Annotated in this window: 20 protein-coding genes; 15 read left to right on the forward strand and 5 right to left on the reverse strand. The window is 42.3% G+C overall.

The window, feature by feature from the left end; all coding sequences use genetic code 11:
- The 10 genes from OEV42_15410 to OEV42_15455 all read left to right on the forward strand — a co-directional run.
- A partial coding sequence (locus tag OEV42_15410) for a hypothetical protein (GenBank protein MDH3975665.1) occupies positions 1-513 on the forward strand: 513 nt, incomplete at its 5' end.
- 122 nt (positions 514-635) lie between these two features.
- Entirely contained in the window at positions 636-1,085 is a 450-nt protein-coding gene (locus tag OEV42_15415; GenBank protein ID MDH3975666.1) for a hypothetical protein, read from the forward strand.
- A 258-nt stretch (positions 1,086-1,343) separates the two neighbouring features.
- Complete coding sequence (locus tag OEV42_15420) at positions 1,344-1,748, forward strand: hypothetical protein (GenBank protein ID MDH3975667.1); 405 nt, start codon at positions 1,344-1,346, stop codon at positions 1,746-1,748.
- 14 nt (positions 1,749-1,762) lie between these two features.
- Positions 1,763-2,287, forward strand: a complete 525-nt coding sequence (locus OEV42_15425) for a hypothetical protein (GenBank protein ID MDH3975668.1) — start codon at positions 1,763-1,765, stop codon at positions 2,285-2,287.
- A 5-nt stretch (positions 2,288-2,292) separates the two neighbouring features.
- Entirely contained in the window at positions 2,293-2,670 is a 378-nt protein-coding gene (locus OEV42_15430; GenBank protein MDH3975669.1) for a hypothetical protein, read from the forward strand.
- Between the two features lie 191 nt (positions 2,671-2,861).
- Positions 2,862-3,332, forward strand: a complete 471-nt coding sequence (locus tag OEV42_15435) for a hypothetical protein (protein ID MDH3975670.1) — start codon at positions 2,862-2,864, stop codon at positions 3,330-3,332.
- A gap of 507 nt (positions 3,333-3,839) precedes the next feature.
- Complete coding sequence (locus tag OEV42_15440; GenBank protein MDH3975671.1) at positions 3,840-4,388, forward strand: hypothetical protein; 549 nt, start codon at positions 3,840-3,842, stop codon at positions 4,386-4,388.
- A 51-nt stretch (positions 4,389-4,439) separates the two neighbouring features.
- A complete protein-coding gene (locus OEV42_15445) occupies positions 4,440-4,886 on the forward strand; it encodes a hypothetical protein (GenBank protein ID MDH3975672.1) in 447 nt (148 codons plus the stop codon).
- A 211-nt stretch (positions 4,887-5,097) separates the two neighbouring features.
- The gene (locus OEV42_15450; protein MDH3975673.1) at positions 5,098-7,206 is read left to right on the forward strand and encodes a thioredoxin domain-containing protein; all 2,109 of its coding nucleotides are present in this window, start codon (positions 5,098-5,100) and stop codon (positions 7,204-7,206) included.
- 185 nt (positions 7,207-7,391) lie between these two features.
- Positions 7,392-8,147 carry a CPBP family intramembrane metalloprotease gene (locus tag OEV42_15455; protein ID MDH3975674.1) on the forward strand — a complete coding sequence of 252 codons (756 nt, stop codon included), beginning with the start codon at positions 7,392-7,394 and terminating at the stop codon, positions 8,145-8,147.
- Between the two features lie 130 nt (positions 8,148-8,277).
- Here the strand turns inward: OEV42_15455 and OEV42_15460 are convergent, their stop codons facing one another.
- The gene (locus OEV42_15460; protein ID MDH3975675.1) at positions 8,278-9,111 is read right to left on the reverse strand and encodes a hypothetical protein; all 834 of its coding nucleotides are present in this window, start codon (positions 9,109-9,111) and stop codon (positions 8,278-8,280) included.
- Positions 9,112-9,734: 623 nt separating this feature from the next.
- Between OEV42_15460 and OEV42_15465 the strand changes: the two genes are divergently transcribed.
- The 4 genes from OEV42_15465 to selB all read left to right on the forward strand — a co-directional run bounded on the left by OEV42_15465 (position 9,735) and on the right by selB (position 13,511).
- On the forward strand, positions 9,735-10,061 hold the full coding sequence (locus tag OEV42_15465) for a multidrug efflux SMR transporter (protein MDH3975676.1): 327 nt from the start codon (positions 9,735-9,737) through the stop codon (positions 10,059-10,061).
- An 11-nt stretch (positions 10,062-10,072) separates the two neighbouring features.
- Complete coding sequence (gene elyC, locus OEV42_15470; GenBank protein MDH3975677.1) at positions 10,073-10,837, forward strand: envelope biogenesis factor ElyC; 765 nt, start codon at positions 10,073-10,075, stop codon at positions 10,835-10,837.
- 177 nt (positions 10,838-11,014) lie between these two features.
- Entirely contained in the window at positions 11,015-11,260 is a 246-nt protein-coding gene (locus OEV42_15475) for a hypothetical protein (GenBank protein MDH3975678.1), read from the forward strand.
- A 388-nt stretch (positions 11,261-11,648) separates the two neighbouring features.
- Positions 11,649-13,511 (forward strand): selenocysteine-specific translation elongation factor, encoded by a 1,863-nt coding sequence (gene selB, locus OEV42_15480; GenBank protein ID MDH3975679.1) that lies wholly within the window; start codon positions 11,649-11,651, stop codon positions 13,509-13,511.
- A gap of 130 nt (positions 13,512-13,641) precedes the next feature.
- Here selB and OEV42_15485 read toward each other — a convergent pair whose 3' ends face one another.
- Together OEV42_15485 and OEV42_15490 are read right to left on the reverse strand one after the other, a co-directional pair.
- Complete coding sequence (locus OEV42_15485; GenBank protein MDH3975680.1) at positions 13,642-14,097, reverse strand: hypothetical protein; 456 nt, start codon at positions 14,095-14,097, stop codon at positions 13,642-13,644.
- 23 nt (positions 14,098-14,120) lie between these two features.
- The gene (locus OEV42_15490; GenBank protein ID MDH3975681.1) at positions 14,121-14,831 is read right to left on the reverse strand and encodes a sulfite exporter TauE/SafE family protein; all 711 of its coding nucleotides are present in this window, start codon (positions 14,829-14,831) and stop codon (positions 14,121-14,123) included.
- Between the two features lie 150 nt (positions 14,832-14,981).
- Between OEV42_15490 and OEV42_15495 the strand changes: the two genes are divergently transcribed.
- Positions 14,982-16,322 carry a class I SAM-dependent methyltransferase gene (locus OEV42_15495; GenBank protein ID MDH3975682.1) on the forward strand — a complete coding sequence of 447 codons (1,341 nt, stop codon included), beginning with the start codon at positions 14,982-14,984 and terminating at the stop codon, positions 16,320-16,322.
- Between the two features lie 11 nt (positions 16,323-16,333).
- Here the strand turns inward: OEV42_15495 and OEV42_15500 are convergent, their stop codons facing one another.
- Together OEV42_15500 and OEV42_15505 are read right to left on the reverse strand one after the other, a co-directional pair.
- Positions 16,334-16,555, reverse strand: a complete 222-nt coding sequence (locus OEV42_15500) for a twin-arginine translocase TatA/TatE family subunit (protein ID MDH3975683.1) — start codon at positions 16,553-16,555, stop codon at positions 16,334-16,336.
- A 73-nt stretch (positions 16,556-16,628) separates the two neighbouring features.
- Entirely contained in the window at positions 16,629-17,513 is an 885-nt protein-coding gene (locus OEV42_15505; protein MDH3975684.1) for a metallophosphoesterase, read from the reverse strand.
- Between the last annotated feature and the right edge of the window lies 1 nt (position 17,514).

A 17,514-nucleotide genomic window follows, 5' to 3' on the forward strand; every position in this document is an offset into this window, starting at 1 on the left:
GCCGCTGGCACTACAGATAAAACGCTAATTGATAAACACTTTATGACTAAAATTAGAAATATAAACATTAAAGTTTCTCAGGCGCTAGTGATTTTTTTGCTGATTATTTGTGTGTTTTTTGGAGATGCTGCAAGTAAGGAATTGGACACGCCTGATAAGTCCACACCTAGTCGTTTTTGGGGTGAATGGAAAACAGAGGAAGGTGTATCTCCCAGGATATTTATATCATTTCATGAAAGTGGTTACAAAGTAACCATAAATGATAAGGCAATAGAGATGAAGTACAGTATGCTATCCAGTTTTACAACGCAGAGATTCTTTCAATTTCAAAATGAGAATATTGGACCTTATGGTGGCTGGAGTTATAGAGAGCTTGCTTTGGTATCAGGTATTATTTCTTCAAAAAAAGCGCTGTCTGGTTTTTACATTGAGCTCGATCATGATAAGAATGATGAAATAATCAGAGATTCAGTCATTCCTGTGACTCTATACCGTTTGGGACGGAAAAATTAAATCGAGTAATTAAAGCATTCGGGGGAAAAGGGGTTCTCTTAAGTTTCAAGAAGGGGAAAAAAGAATTTTCTTAAGTAATTGCCAAAAGAAAGGGTAAAACTTCTCAAAATGAAGGAGATTATATGTTAAAGCTTTCAATAATAGTTGGCATCATTAACGTTATCATTCTTACTCAATTGCATGCGCCCGCTTTTTCAGCAACATCTTATATTGACTCATCTGTTTGGGGGAGGTGGGAAACAAAACCAGATGACAAACCGGGTATTGTAATTGACATTAAGCGACATAAAAGAACAGAAGTAACGATAAATGGCGCTCATATCAAAATGGAGTATTCAGTAGTTGCAGGAGAGCACAACAATCTTTTGTTGGAGTTTTCTTACGTAGGGAAGCTAAAGGACCAATCAGAAGTTGAGCAAGTTATTTACTTAGTGGAGGGTAAAATTGGATCCGATTTTGTAATGACCGGTTTTTTTAATGATATTCTCATGAATATAGAAGGTGTTGAGCAACAATTTGATATACACCTGATAACACTTTATTTGACTAAGAGATACGGACCCAAAGAATAAAAAGAGAGGTTTGCCGGATTTTTAGCCTACTAATAAACAAGGAGCTCCTTTTTTCCTGTGCCCGCCAATTATGCTGGAGAAACAATGTTAAAAAAGAAGGTTTAGCCTGACTGCCGGTAATATAAATAACCTTTTATTCAAAGATGAAATATTCAGATGCGGCTTTCTGTTGATTAGACTTAAAAGTTACTGTAGTCTATCCTTTGCAGAAAACGCTTTTGATTTTATGTCAATTCAATGTAAGGGGAGGCACATTAAGTGAAAAAGATTCCGGCAATCATTTTACTTCTGGGGATAACTGCTTGTGGAACATATCCTGTAACGGTGGCGACTTCAAACATTACCAAACCTGTTATTGTTGGAAACGTACCAACCATAAACGGGAAACCTCAACAAGAATTCTCGAACAAGGAACAGGAGTTTTCACTCTCTGCTGAATTCTCTTTCGGTTCTCTTATGAATCACAGATTCATCAAAAGAGAAGCAACAAACAAGTTTGATGTGGGATTATTGCGTGTAGCTAACGGTGATGATGAGTCGGAACTCATTGTAATTGACAGTATCAGCTTTTTTGGAAAAAAATCGGAATCCCTCATCCTTCCTTTTTTGCTCAATTCCGACTATACTATCGGCCATCTTAATGGTGCGGTTTACAGAAAATAGAGGGGGGAAGCTTTATGACAAACAACTATGTGAAAATATTGTTATTACTATCAGGTCTTACTGTTCTTACCGGGTGCGGAGCAGGCGCCTGGGCCAGGCTGGACTTTGACGGTGTGAAATACCCTCTTTCCATGAGCGCATTTCTTTATGACCGCGATTATAAAGTGGTGGTAAAAGGCAAGGAGTTGGATGTAGTAGCCCAATTCAGATGTAACAAACGATTCTGGGGCCTCTTTTATAGCCTTATACCTCTTTCAAACGATAAGGAAATTGTTGCGGCAATCAACAGGGAAGTTGACAAGGCCGGCGGAGACGGCATAATCAATCTTTCCGTCACAGCAAGTAATTGCAAGTTTAATTCTTTCCCTGTAATTTCATTTGCACCCTTTATGCCGGGCTGTGTTGATTCAGTCGTAATGGGAGAAATAGTCAAATTAAAAGAAAAAGCGATAGTCAGCACTTCTCCGACGGCTAACTATCTCCCCAAAGAGAGAATAGGCAAGGCCCTGTCGGCTTTAACCTCACCCGATGAAGGATGAGAATAATGACAAAAATTTTAATAAAGAATAGAAGAATACTTATAACCTTCGGCGTTGCAGTCTTTCTGCTCTTCTTTTGTACTTCCTGCGCATCAAAAAGGGCTGTTCAACGCAGACCATTAACTGAAAAAGAGTCAAATGTCAAACTGGTTGGCGCTGAGCAGGAAATTACATTGCGCCTGAAAGAGGCATGCAAGCCCATTGGCAAAGTGGAAACGCTTAACAATGAATATGATATTGCAGTCCGGACAGCAACTCTTGGCGGCAATGTGGCACAAGTTCTTAACAGCATGCAAAAAGTCAGCGGCCACACCCCTTTAGGCATAATAAATCCAAATGCAGGAACTTTTTCTTATGATGTCCGTTTCTGGAAGTGCCCTTAAGTCCTTTAGAAGGCATGGCCTTTCTCCCTCCTATCTGTTAATAGCTTGATTCATTCCATAAAACGGCGCGTAAAAGGGAAGATCGCCTTTTTCCATAAGTTCTGTAAGGCATTAAATGTAAAAGAAGCATTGCTTTATTTTTATAAGGAGGACAGCATGTTCCCTTTAATTTCTGAAGGGCGGGCGGGGGTATGATTGAAGAAAAAAAGCGCTCCCTGATTTATTTAGCCAGTTGTATATCTATGATTATAACGACTTATCTGGCTTTAAGTCATACCAGGCGTCTTCTGTGGCGTGTTAAATCTGATGGACAGAAGGTGTACACTGACGGTTTTCATACATCACCTCATGGTGATGAGCAGATTTTTTTATCGATTGGCTTCTTTTTTTTTGCACCATTAATTGTAAAAATTTTTAGACTAAACAAGGCTTTGACCAAAGCCGACTATTTTATTTTTATCGTAACATGGTGCATTCAATTCTTTTATTTGCTGAGTTTAGCTGATTTTCATTCACTATATCTTACAATAATTTATGACAGTAACTTTATTTTATTTAGTTGGCTTGCAGTCTATATCGTTTCCGGTTTATTTATTTTAGAATTTTTAATTTCAAGAAAACAAAATAGAGAAATTCTTAATAAAAGGAACACGTCCGGATAGCACCAAGTTAAGCTAGTTTACTATTGATAAACAGCAGTAAACATAAAGGGAAAAGGATATAATCGGGCATGGAAAACGATACTCCTTAACTATGCTGGATATTTTTCAGGGAAGTGCAGCGGTCAGGACTTAGATTACAAAGATAACTGAACAAATGTATCCAGTCAATCCCAGGGAGCAACGTTTGAAAACTACTGATAAATATATTTTAGATTATTTCTTTATTCCAATAATACTAATACCAATCTATATATTACTATTTATTAATTATTTCGAAAATGATGCGGACCTGGATACTATCATAACTATAGTTCTTTTATTTTTTGCGCTACTTGCATATTCATATGAGGTAGGATATAAAAAATACTATTTAAGAGGCAAAAAAAAATATTTTCTAATAGTCTTTATTAGCCCTATAATTTTATCGGTTTTTGGTTTATTAATCGGAAAATGAATAGAATACTTTTATACAAGATAAATCAGTTCATCCTCTATGCTTTTACTATTGTGCCGGCACTGGTTTATTTTACAGAAAGTGTAAGTTATGGCGCTTCATCTGCAGATATTAAATTGCCGTTAAAAAAAGTTATAAGTGAGTCTATTGAGGACAGATACAGGGCGATATTAGAATTACATAAATTAGGGAAAAGGGCAATTCCTTACCTCATCAATGAAATTGATCAAAAGGGGAAAACATTTATTTCATTGAAAAACCCTAAGCTTTCTAACATTCATCCTGAAAGCCTTAAAGAAAACTACTGTGGTATAACCTATGCGTATATTGTTGAACTGATTCTGGCTAAAAAAGAATTTAAAGAAAGTAAAGATGGAGAAATTCTTTTCCCTTTAGGTAATTATGGGCCAAATTATGTCTATAGCTTTGGATTGATTTTAGATAAGGGAAGCCATGCGCCAACGCATGAAGATATGAAGAGAATTAAAGGAATTTACCAAGTATGGTGGGAAAACCATAAAAGCAGCTCCCTAGATATTTTAAGAGAAAAATGGCTGAATAATATTCGGCCCTTATCAAAGTCTTCGTATTTTTGGGAATAAAAAGGGGTAACCTCTTATCATCCATGATGTTGCGGTCTATGAAGGACTTTAATGGGTAAAGAAAGAGAAAAACATATATGGATTGAAGATGGTATCATTAATTACCAGGTTGGTGACAAATCCAAATGGTCAGTGCCTCTTGCCAACTTAGAAGTTGTTGGAGAATTCACTAATCCAAATGGCCCCTTGGTTGATGATTACTTCTTGGTCTTTGTTACACGACCGGAACACCACTGGAATGCAGCATCTTTCTATGCATCTGAAAGAGATGAGTTTTTAACCTGCCTGGGTGAAATACTTGGAAACAAACTAACATGTAGTCTCGCAAACTCAACTGTATATAATAGCCGGGTTATGTGGCCGTCTGAAATAGAAGGCAAACAGCTTTTCAATCTTGTACCAACAGAAGCTAAAGGGTTCTGGAAAAAAATAAAACATAGGCTAATCCCAAACTGCGATCTCATATTAGCTGCCGAGATAAGAGATTTTTTGAAATAACCAGGAGAGATGGGGGGAAGGAATTAAAAGAAAGAAAAAAAGGGGCTTAACATGGCGCCATTCGGATCTGTCCCTGTTATTTATTTCATTAACTGGATGTAAAGTGACTAAGGTAAAAAAATTTATCCATAAGATCGGTACCTATTCCTTTTTAATTAAGGCCATTTTTACCATTATCATACTTTTAACAACTGCTGTGGAGCTAAACAGTATGGAAAATAAACACTCTAAGTCAAAGAAAAAATACAACCGTTTAATAAAGGAAAAGAGCCCCTATCTTTTGCAGCATGCGCAAAATCCCGTCGACTGGTACCCCTGGGGTGAAGAGGCTTTTGAAAAGGCGAGGCGTGAGAATAAACCGGTTTTTCTCTCTATCGGATACTCTACCTGCCACTGGTGCCACGTAATGGCCCATGAGTCTTTTGATGACCCGGAAGTGGCAAAACGTATGAACGAGCTCTTTGTCTGCATCAAGGTAGATCGAGAGGAACGGCCCGATATAGACAATGTATACATGAACGTTGCTCAAATTATGACGGGCGGCGGTGGCTGGCCCCTGAATATTATCATGACGCCGGATAAAAAACCTTTCTTTGCGGGCACCTATATTCCGAAAGAAAGTCGTTACGGCCGAGTGGGAATGATGGGGCTTATGATGCAGGTTGAAGAACTCTGGACTGCTCGTCGGGATGAAGTCAACAGTCAGGCAGATATGATTACCAATATACTGGGTCAACTGGAGCAGGGAGAAGGAGGCCATGAGCTCTCCCAATCCCTTCTGCAGTTGACCTACAGGCAGCTTCTCGATTCTTTTGATAAGCAATATGGCGGTTTCGGTAATGCGCCAAAATTTCCGCGGCCTCATAACCTTTTCTTCCTTCTCCGCTACTGGAAAAGGACAGGCAATAAAATGTCCCTTCAAATGGTGGAAAATACCCTTGACGAAATGCGCCGTGGCGGGATTTATGACCATGTCGGGTTCGGCGTGCACCGCTACTCGACGGATGAGCGATGGCTTGTGCCCCATTTTGAGAAGATGTTATATGATCAGGCGCTCCTTGCCCTTGCCTATATTGAAGCCTACCAGGCTACCGGCCATGAGCGGCACAAAAAGACAGCAGAGGAAATTTTCACATATGTTCTGAGAGATATGACGTCGAAAGAAGGCGCCTTCTTTACAGCAGAAGATGCCGACAGCGAAGGGGAAGAAGGACTCTTTTATCTCTGGCATGAAGATGAAATAAAAAAGGTTCTCGGAAAAGAGGAAGCTGCCTTTATATCAAGAGTATTTAACGTAGAAAAGGCCGGCAACTACATCGACTCTGTAGAGAGAAAAAAAACGGCTAAAAATATTCTTCACCTGAAGAGCTCTCTTAGCGGCATTGCAAAAAAAGAAAAAATATCGGAAAAAGAGCTGGTAAAAAGGATTGAGGAATCAAGGATAAAACTTTTCAGCTTTCGTAAAAAAAGAATTCATCCCTACAAAGATGACAAAATTCTTACCGACTGGAACGGTCTCATGATTGCCGCCTTTGCCCGTGGAGCGCAGGCATTTGGCAATAATGAATACAAGCTGGCAGCAAAGAGAGCTTCCCGGTTTATCCTGAAAAATCTCAGGAAGAAAAATGGACGCCTTCTCCACAGGTACAGAGGTGGAGAAGCGGGAATTGAAGCAACGGTCGATGATTATGCCTTTCTTATTTTCGGTCTCATCGAACTATACCAGGCCGGTTATGAAGCAAGTTTCCTTAAAAATGCAATGGCGCTCCAGGAAGACATGAATGAATATTTTTGGGATGATAAAAAGGGTGGATTCTTCCTGACCGCTGATGATGGTGAAAAGCTTCTTTTAAGACCCAAAGAGATCTATGACGGCGCCCTGCCATCAGGCAATTCGCTTGCCATGTCAAATCTTCTCAGGCTGGCCCGCATGACCGGAAATAGCTCATTAGAAACTAAAGCGGCAAAACTTGGAGCAGCTTTTTCAAAAAAAATCAACAAATCGCCTTCCGCCTATACGCAGCTTTTGTCGGCCCTCGATTTTGCTGTGGGCCCTTCTTACGAGGTGGTTATTACGGGAAAAGCGGAAGATAAGCAAACAAAAGAAATGCTTGAGAGCCTGGAGAAAAACTTCTTGCCCAACAAAGTCGTTATATTTAAAGAGAGTTCGGAAAAAGCGCAGCATATAGTGAAACTGGCGCCTTTTACCAAACACTATAGCGGTATCGACGGCAAAACAACGGCCTATGTGTGCCAAAACTTTAGCTGTTCCCTGCCTGTTACTGATAAGGGGAAAATGCTGGAGTTGTTGAGAAAATAAACAATTTTGCACGAAACACAGACTATTATAGCGTCCCGGAACAATTAAAGAGACAGTACAATTGGCAGGAAAAGGAGAGCAGGGGTCTGCCCTTGCCTCTTCGATCTCCCTGGTAGTGAATAGAATAGAGGGTGTGAGTTTTAGTTGAACATCAAACTTCTAATTCGGATTTCCAGCATCTTTTTATGGTAAGCACATCAAAAATCAGCAAATTAGTTAATTCCATAAAAGCATTTTATATTCCGCCTCAAAAGCCCTTAAGTTCGGCGCAGAAAAAATCGGCTTTTATTCTTGCCTATACAGCAATTATATTAACAGCGCTGGAATATTTCGGCACGGTCCGTTTTTTTTCCGCTTATTTTCCAGACGCTGCCAGACAGCACCTGGGCCTTTATGCCCAACTCTGGTGGGCATTTTGCACGATCCTGCTTTTCCTTGCCCTTCCAATGGCAATTATCAAACTCTCTTATAAAGAGAAGCTTAGCGATTACGGGTGGAAGGTAAGCGTGAAACCGAGTCACCTCCTTCTCTATTTCCTCATGTTTGCCGCTGTCCTCCCTCTTGTATGGTTCGCTTCCAAAAGAGGCGATTTCCAGATGGTCTATCCCTTTTATAGAGGAGCGTACAGGGCCTCAATTCAGGAAATATTTATTTGGGAAACGGCCTACCTGGCCCAGTTTGTGGCGCTTGAGTTTTTTTTCCGCGGCTTCCTTGTCCTGGGATTGGAGCGTTCCATGGGGCGCCTGGCTGTCTGGGTTGCCGCCATCCCTTACTGTATGATCCACTACCACAAGCCCCCGCTGGAAGCCTTTGCAGCGATAGCGGCAGGAATCATACTCGGTGAACTGGCGCAACGGACAAGAACAATCATGGGGGGCGCAATAATACATATGGGGGTTGCCCTCTCTATGGATATGCTTGCGCTAAGCAGGTTCAGATGATCTCTGCCCCGGAAATCAGATCAAAAGATAAGTTTCACACAAAGAAGAATAAAGACATTCTCTGTAACCCTTTGATTCAAATGTTTTTTTGAATTAGGGGGTTAAGCTGTCAGGCTGGCAGCAGCCCCGGTTAATTCAGCCTTTCCAGGCTTTCCCTGGCATATTTTTTCAACTTTGGATAAATTGATTTCTTCGAAATCATCTGCAGGCTCTTTTTATACTTAGGCATTCCTGATGAACCGAGCGCCTTGGTAAGCCATGCAACGGCATCATGATGGAATTGCTCCACAATTGACACCATTGGTACTGTTTCATCACCATAATCATCTTCTTCATAATTATTTGGAATTTTATTAAATTCTTCGAGCAAAACATCATTAACAATGTCAAAAAACTTTTCATTCTTAATATATGCGTCTTTAATCTTTTTTGAAGCTATTATTTTAGGCATAGGCTGTTCTGACTTTAGCAGGACAATTAGATCAATCTCTTCCGGGGAAAAGCCCGCTTCAATATATTTAGGGTCCCGCCTCATTTCATTTTTTTTAATATTTCCATCCAGCATTTTAAGGCTTTTTACAGCATATTTCTTAAGTTTGCCATTCTCCGTATTGTTTGCCACCTCTTTAAGGCTACCCCTATATTTTTCATCCCCTGAAGATGCAAGAACTTTACAATACCATGCCAGTTCATCAATGTTTTGTTTTCCTGAAGACTCATTCCTGTATTCTTTGAGCAGAAGACTATTTACCAGTTCAAAAATTTGAGGTTCCTTTAAACGTGACCGGTAAATTTTCTTGGCAGCTTTTAATCTATCCCTGCCGGCGCCTGATTTTAACATTTCCATATACATTTCTGTTTCAGGTGAGCTTTCCGCCCAAAGGGATGATGGAACATAGCAAGTTAAATGAAGCAATAAAAATGACATAACAACATAGGCAATATAGACGGAATTTTTTTTCATTTTATTAATCCTCCATAATATATTTTTCAGATAGTTCTTGTGGGGCAATCCGGGCAGACAATTCATAATTAGCCAATAGCCTTCAATGATTTAACAAATACTCCCTGCTGGAGAAAAGATCCTCGTTCTCCTGATACAAGAAAAGGAACAATCGCCTCAATAAAGCTTCTGTCCCTCATCACTGTTGCCACAGCCGTCAGTCACCCATTGCCTCCCCCAGGGCCACTCCCTTAAAACTGACTTTATATTGAATGATTTGATACGTATATCACTACATATGAAAGCGGTCAAGCGCTTTTTCAATCACGGAAAAGTACAGTTTTGCGCAAAGGCGCCAGAAAAGCGAAGAAGAGCTTGGCTGCTTAGTCAGGGAGCAAGGAGGGGCAATTGGTCCCCTGCATAATACTGTTAGTAATTAGTCATTTTTGAAAAGTTTAATGGGGTGATGGGATGTAAAGTATGGATAAAGAAAGGGATGCCGGATAAGTGCAGATTAGGAGCGGAGCCTGGAATAAATGCAGTGTTCATAAATCCACCGGCACAGGCCATAAGAAATAGCACTTTTAATAATCTCATGCTATGATTGCCCTGCTTCGATTTCACTATTGCAAAAGGAGGTTATTATGAAAAGCTGGGTATTTCTCATGGGCGCCATATTTCTGGAAGTGGCCGGAACGACCTGCATGAAACTGTCAGAGGGTTTTAGCAGGCTTGTCCCTTCCCTTCTCATCTTCCTCTTTTACGGCTTTTCATTTACGGCCCTTACCTTTGCCCTGAAAAAAATCGATATCAGCATCGCCTATGCCGTCTGGTCAGGCATTGGAACCGCCGTCGTTGCCCTTATCGGATTTGCCTGGTTCAAGGAATCCATGACCCTCCTTAAAATTGTGAGCATTTGCCTTATTATAGCCGGTGTGGTTGGTCTTAACCTGAGCGGCGCCAAACAGTAGGAGAGCACGCCATGTTTCTTTTTAAAAAAACAGTTTCCCCTTTTTTTATGCCCCTCCCTTTCTCTCTTCTCGTCTCTTTCACAGGCCTTTACCTGTTATGGATGACATCAAAAAAGAAGGCAGGGAAAATATTAGTAACAGCAGGCATCCTTTTCACGGCAATATTCAGCTTTACACCTTTTGCCGATTTTCTTATTAAACCATTGGAAAAACAATACAGTCCCTACCATTCACAACGAAAGGATAACATCAAGTATGTCGTTGTTCTTGGGGGGGGACATATTTACGACATCTCTGTTCCGGCCTCCAGCAGGATCAGTTACCCGGCTATGATGCGGCTTGCTGAAGGAATAAAAATCTTTAATGAAATTCCGGGGAGCAAGCTGCTTCTTTCCGGCGGCGGCTCTAAAAGTCCCGACACGGATGCCGAAATAATGTTTACCATTGCACGCTCATTGGGAGTAAAGAAAGAGAGGATTATTATAGAGTCAAAATCGAAAGACACAAAAGATCAGGCTCGAATTATAAGAAATATGGTAAAAAATGCCCCCTTTGTTCTCGTCACATCTGCCGCACACATGAAGCGCTCTGTAGCCCTCTTTAACAAGATGGGCATGAAGCCCATTACCGCTCCCACCGATTATTTGGCCAGAGATGACGGGAGACCGAAAGGCTTTGGTTATTTAGTGCCTTCAAGCAATGCCGTTGCCAGAGTTGAAAGCGCCGTTCATGAATACCTGGGTATTATATGGGCGAAGCTGAGGGGGCAGGTTTAGTAGTGACACCCGGCAATAAGATGGCCCTTGAATATCAAGGGCCACCTGCATAACCATAATTCCATTGAGCATATTCTGCCCGCTGGAACCAAATGCAGCAATTTTATCTTTACTAATCTGTCTCTTTTGTTGATAATAGAATTATTTAGTACCTAAAACAACATCCTGGGGGTTACGATGGAAAAGAAAATGGAAAACTTAAACAAACTCCTTACGGCAGCAGCCGGCAAACTCGATAAATCGGCAGCGCTCATAACGGAACTTGATCTGGACAAGAAAAACAACCGTGAGAGGATTGCAGAAGCATTGGCAAACATCTTCCAGATTCAGCATCAGATTTACGAACTCAAACCGGAGCTCAAACCTGACTATCTAAAGCGTGACGCATCCCCGGCAGAGAGGAAATCCGGCGCCATATCATAAGACCAGATACACTCAGCGCCAGTCACGCCTTTCTCAGCACAGGAGTCTATCGGCCTGCCTTCACTTCTATTTTCCAAAACATCCACCCCTTACAGCCTTTGGTATTTTTTCCACAGTCTTTCTTCTGCCTTATTAGGCTAACTTTTCTATCCAGTGAAACAGACGAAAGGGATTAGTCTTTAAAATTATCAATTCAACATTTGACATTTCAACGATAATATATATATTGTTTTCTTTATAGAATTTCCGGGAAGAATGATAGATGAAGCTAAACCACTTTACAGTGAAACATACAGGATTAAAGGGAACTGAAAGACCTCCCCACTTGTGAAATATCATTAACTTACTTTTCTTGTTATCCCCCTAAAGTCTGAAATGAGAGAAAGCAATGATCATCGGGACAGCAGGACATATAGACCACGGCAAAACGTCACTTATCCGGGTGCTTACCGGTATTGATACGGACCGGCTCAAGGAAGAGAAGAAGCGGGGCATGTCTATCGATATCGGTTTTGCCTATCTTGATCTGCCGGGCAATCTGAGAGCGGGCATTGTCGATGTGCCGGGGCATGAAAACTTCATTCGAAATATGCTGGCCGGTATCCAGGGAATAGATATTGTCCTTTTTGTGGTGGCAGCTGATGACGGGGTCATGCCGCAGACGAGGGAGCATCTCGACATTATCGACCTGCTGGGCATCACAAAAGGAATTGCCGTCATTACCAAGACCGACCTTGTCAATAACCAACGGACCAAAGAAGTAATTAACGATGTCAGGAAGCTTCTCAGGGGCCGAAGCATAGAGTCGGCGCCGATTATTCCCTTTTCAGCAAAAAGCGGTGAAGGTAAGGAAGAAATTAATAAACACCTTGAAAGAGAATCCCAAAGGCTGGAAAGCCTTAAAGAAAAAGCCTTTTTCAGGATGCCCGTAGACAGGTCTTTCACCATTAAAGGGATTGGAACGGTAGTGACGGGAACAGTTATTTCCGGCGCTGCTGCGGAAGGTGGGAAGGTGTGCCTCTTTCCGGTGGGGAAAGCGCTTAGAATCAGGCACATCGAATCACATGGCAAAGACCGGAAAACCCTGAAGGCAGGCATGAGAGGCGCCATTAATCTTCCCGGTATTGATAAATCAGAAATCAAACGGGGTGACGTGCTCACCTCACCGGAGCTGGGAAAAACGACACAATGGTTTGACGCCACATTTACCGGGGCGCCCTTCAACAACAGGGAGATAACCTCCGGTGAGAGGGTGCATCTCCATATGGGAACGGCCGACATCATTGCAAACGTCTATCCCCTGGGAAAGAAAAAGCTTACTCCCAATGAAAAGGGGCGCATCACCCTCAAACTTTCAAGGCCCCTTCTTGTTATGAGGGGTGACAGGTTCATTATAAGAGACTATTCCGCCCAAAAAACGCTTGGCGGCGGTCAGGTTCTTAATCCTTTCAGACCGCACCTGAAGAAGAGAGAACTGACCGGCTATTTTGATCTTCTCGAAAGCAACAATCCTGTAAAAATTGCCCCATTCCTGCTCAATAAAAGGGGAGGCTCCATGGCGGCAGGGGAACTCGCCGAAATACTCAACCTCCCCGAAAAATTACTCATCCCTCTCCTTGAAAAAAATAGCCTTTTCAGGCTTTCAGGAGAAAACCTTATTCTCGAAAAGAGCCTGGAGGACCTTGAAAAAAGCATCATTAATGTTCTTGAAAAATTTCATGATGACGAACCCTCGCAGCAGGGGATGGAAGCGGAAACGCTTCTTCAAAAAGTTTCCGCAATACCAATGCGCACGCTTTTTAAGGAAGTGACGGAAAATCTCCTCAAAAAAGGGACCATTGAAAAAACCGGCGACAGGGTCAGTCTAAAGGGAAGAGGTCGCAAACTATCCCCCTTTGAGTTGGAAAATCGAAAAAAAGTGCTTGCCACCGTGGAGGACAAAGGCTACCAGACGGCAAGTGAATCCTATATTACAGGCCACGATAAAAATCTAAAGGCCTGTCTTGCCGCTATGGCAAAAGAGGGGCTTGTCCTGCAAATATCGAAAGATAATTTCCTGGCAAAAGAACCGTTTGAGACTGCAAAAGAAAAGCTCCTCACCCATTTCAATACAAAAGAGACCATCAGCATTATCGAATACAAAAATATCCTCAATACGGGAAGGAAGGGAGCCATACTCATACTGGAGTATTTTGACAAAACCCACCTGACAGTGAGGAAGGGGGATGAAAGAGTGCTGTTTAAAAAGTAAGGAATTTTGACTTCCCCCTTTGTAAAGGGGGAGTAAGGGGGCTTTGTAACAACAATACATACTGGAAAAACATGCCCGGCTTCTGATCATAAATATTATATTTTATCAGTGAAAATCTATTCCTCATTAATCAAACCGTCACTACCTTGATCTCAGAAGGCACTTTTTTCCCATCAATACTATCCCAGGTCTTTTCAGACATGATGGCCACATCATAGAACCCGTCTCTAAATTCATTAATAACGCTATGTGAAAAACCGATCTCTTTTTCGAGGAATTTTACCCTGATATTTTTAACGCCCTCCCCTTTAAGACGGCCCGAAATAGCGGAAATCTCCTCACCGTAGCTCTGCTTTTTATGGTCAAACCAGCTTTCCCGTTTCTTTCTGTTGGCCTCATCCAGGGCATGTTCATCGGCCTCCTTGTCTGCGCCGCCATGTTCACACCACTGCATGGGAGGATGATCAATTACCTTGAGGATACTGACGTCATCAAGGGGCTCGCTCTTATTCATTTCGGCAATTTTATCAATACCGGCGTCGGGATACCCCTTCTCCTCACAAACCAGAATGACTCTCTTACCCATTGTGTTACCTCCTCTTTTTTTTGCTAAAGTCCCAAAAAATGAATGGCCAGACCGGAAAGGCAAATAGAAGCGCCGGCCATGGAATGGCTGTATTTTTCAAAACGGCCGAGATTGAGAAACTTAATGCCGAAAGACGACACAAGAACAAAGGCACACATGGTAACAATGGTAACGGCGCCAAAAACAAATGTCACCCAGACAACACCGAGATAGCTGCTTTTTGCGGCAGGATAAATGAGCAGAGGAATAAGGGGCTCGCAGGGACCGAGGATGAAGACTGTAAAAAGCACCCAGGGCGTAAGGTTACTTTTTTCCTGAGTATGGGCATGAACATGGTCCTTATGGTGATGATGATAGTGGCTGTGGTGAATACCGTTTTCATGGCTGTGAAAATGGTTGTGAGGTACTTTCCTGACCGCTTTTCTAAGGCCCCATACAAAATAGATGAGGCCGAAGGTAATGAGCAGCCATGCGGCAACAATCCCGCGAAAAGATTCTATTTCAATCAGCCCGTCGACTGCCAGACCAAGGCTAATACCTATAAGGCCAAGAATAACCGAACCGGCCACATGCCCGGCGCCGCAAAGAAAGGTTATCATTGCAGTTTTTACAATGGACCATCTCCTGGCCTTCGCCATAACGACAAAAGGAAGATAGTGATCGGGGCCAAGCAGGGTATGCAAAAAAGCAATGGATGCTGCCGTGAAGGAAAGGATAATTATTTCATCTGGCATAGGGTTTATTCACTCCCGGAGGTTATACATGAATAGTATCCCCTTAATTTATCATTGTCAAGGCAAGCTCAATGCCTCTGCCTTTGAAGATTATACCATTTTCATGTAGAATAAATCTGGTAAGCAGCCGGAATAGAGAAAAGGGAAATAATGGCCCGCAAATTCAATCCTTCCAACAAAGATGCAGTGGAGAGTGAAGAGAGGAAAAGCTTTTATGATCTCCATGCTCTGCTGAAATGGTTTGCCATCGGCAAGGGGATGACTGTTGCCGATATGGGTTGTGGAACAGGTTACTGCACGGTTCCGCTGGCGGCCCTCGTTGGTGAAGAGGGGGCCGTCTTCGCCTGTGACCTCTCGGAAGAAGTGCTTGACGTGCTGAGAAATAAAATTGACCGTTGGAATATTGAAAATATTATTCCCCTTCGCTCTGAAGAAAACCACTTTCCTCTTAATAATAATTCGCTCGATTTCATCCTTCTTTCCCTCATCTTTCATGAACTCCAGTCGCCTGCCGATTTTCTTTCGGAGGTTAAGCGTGTTCTCAAAAAAGAAGGCAGGATCGGCATTGTCGACTGGGACAGATCGGACAATCCCCATAAGAAAGATCCAGGCCCCCCCCAGCAAGAAAGGATTTCCCTCGAAAATGTAAAAAAGATTCTTCTTGAAAATGATCTCGGCATAGCCAGGGAAAAAAAATTAGGCAACTGGCACTACGCTATCCTTTCCGGTAAAAATGAAGAACTCATCAGGGAAAAGATTGTGAAAGTCGGAGAAAAGATGGTGTCAGAGCTGCTTTGCCTTAGTGAAAAGGAGATGAGAAGCGCCTCGCTGGCAGAGAGATTCAATGCCGTTAAAGCGGAGACGGTTGTTGAAATTCTTAATGAATTTTGCACTAAGGCATCGGAAAAAAAAGGCCCTTACGTTGAAATAATGAATAACTGTATCGATATGGAGAAAATGAGAGAGGTATTGGGCCTTGAAAAAATGAGCAATATATATGTTGCTGCCAAAACCCTGGGCTATGACAATGTAGTGAGACTGCTGATGAATCCGCCGCCAAAAGGAAAAAAATACAGCGAATTTGATTTCGTCGAAGGGCAGGTAACCCATGATATTACGTTGGGAGAAAAAAGGAGTCTTGCCAAGGGAATCGACAAGGATACGCTGGACCGCATCATCTACGATGAAGATCCCATTGTCATAAAAAACCTGCTTTCAAATCCAAGAATTACGGAACGGGACGTTCTGAAAATAGCCTCGAAAAGGCCCATTAAACCGGAAATACTGAAGGTGATTTTTGAATCGAAAAAGTGGCTCTCACGATATGTGGTAAAAAGGGCCCTTCTTTTAAATCCTTTTACTCCCACGGGAATTGCGCTGGGCCTTGTAAACTTCATGCATTATAAGGATCTCAAGCTCATCGGCTCCAGCAAATACCTGCACCATGAACTGCAGGATTCCGCCAGAGACCTGCTTGAAAAAAACTACTAAAAAAGGGACTGTCAGGCTTCTTCTTTTTTCTCTTCCGTCTCTTTTTTAGCGTCCTGAACCTCTTCTTTTTTCTCAGGCGTTACATCGATAGCGTCATCGCCCGAAGTCGCCTTCTTGAAACTTTTGATTCCCCGTCCCAGACCTTCTCCGATTTCAGGAAGCTTTCCTGCGCCGAAGATAATGAGAATAATCACCAGGATGATGATCAGTTCAGGCATCCCTATACCAAACATGTGTTCCTCCTTAATGAATGCATAGGTGGTATTTTCCTTTATTTACCATAGCATGTCAATGAAAAAGCCTTCATTAAAAGGCCACAAAATCGAGTAAAATGCAGGAGGGAGAACCGTAATCACCACCAATATTTGTAAACTCTACGCCTCCCCTGACCAGTGGCCCGACGGCAAAATGCGTATGCCCTGAAAAAGCCTTTATTTTTTTACTTGCATCCCTGTATTTAAAAATCTTCTCCCCTAATAATGCCGTGCCTGAAAAAGCATTGAGAAAGTTTGACTTTTCATTCTTCTTTTCCTGGTGGCCGTTCATTTCAACAATGGGCACCGTGTGTGTTGCAACAAGAATGTTCTCACACCTTTCAAGGGCCTCTTTATATCGTTCTTCAAAAGCCTGGCAAATTATCTGGCAGGCCTCTTTATCTCCATACTTCCATTGAATATAATTAGCATCATTCCAGACGGGAGAAGAATGACCTGGAGGCGTTTTTGACTCATAGTGAGCATTTTTCACCGCCATGCCGTTAACGGTCAAACCCTTCGTTGCCAGCGAGTAGTCGTAATGGCCCATTGTCCCCACAACGGCCAGATTATCGAGGTAGAGATTTTCCGCATCGAGATAAGTAACACCACATTCATTGGCAACATTTTTCAGGGTGTTGGAATAGATTTCCCAGGAATCACCCGATCCGGAATCCGAGCCCGTGGTCCAGATGTCATGGCTTCCGGCACAAAAGGCAATCTTCTCCAGGGGAAGTTTTTTTATTTCCCCGAAAAGCCGCCTGTGATTTAATCCCATGTCCCGAACTGAAAGATGGACCGTCTCCGCCACATCACCACAGATGACAATCGCCTCAGCGGGAAGAAGAGAAGACAAACGGCGAATGAACTCCAGAGTCCTTTTATCATGGCCGGGGGAAATGCCATAATGAAGGTCTGCCGTAACAATTATCTTCACT

This window comes from Deltaproteobacteria bacterium, assembly GCA_029860075.1.
Classification (GTDB): Bacteria; Desulfobacterota; JADFVX01; order JADFVX01; family JADFVX01; genus JAOUBX01.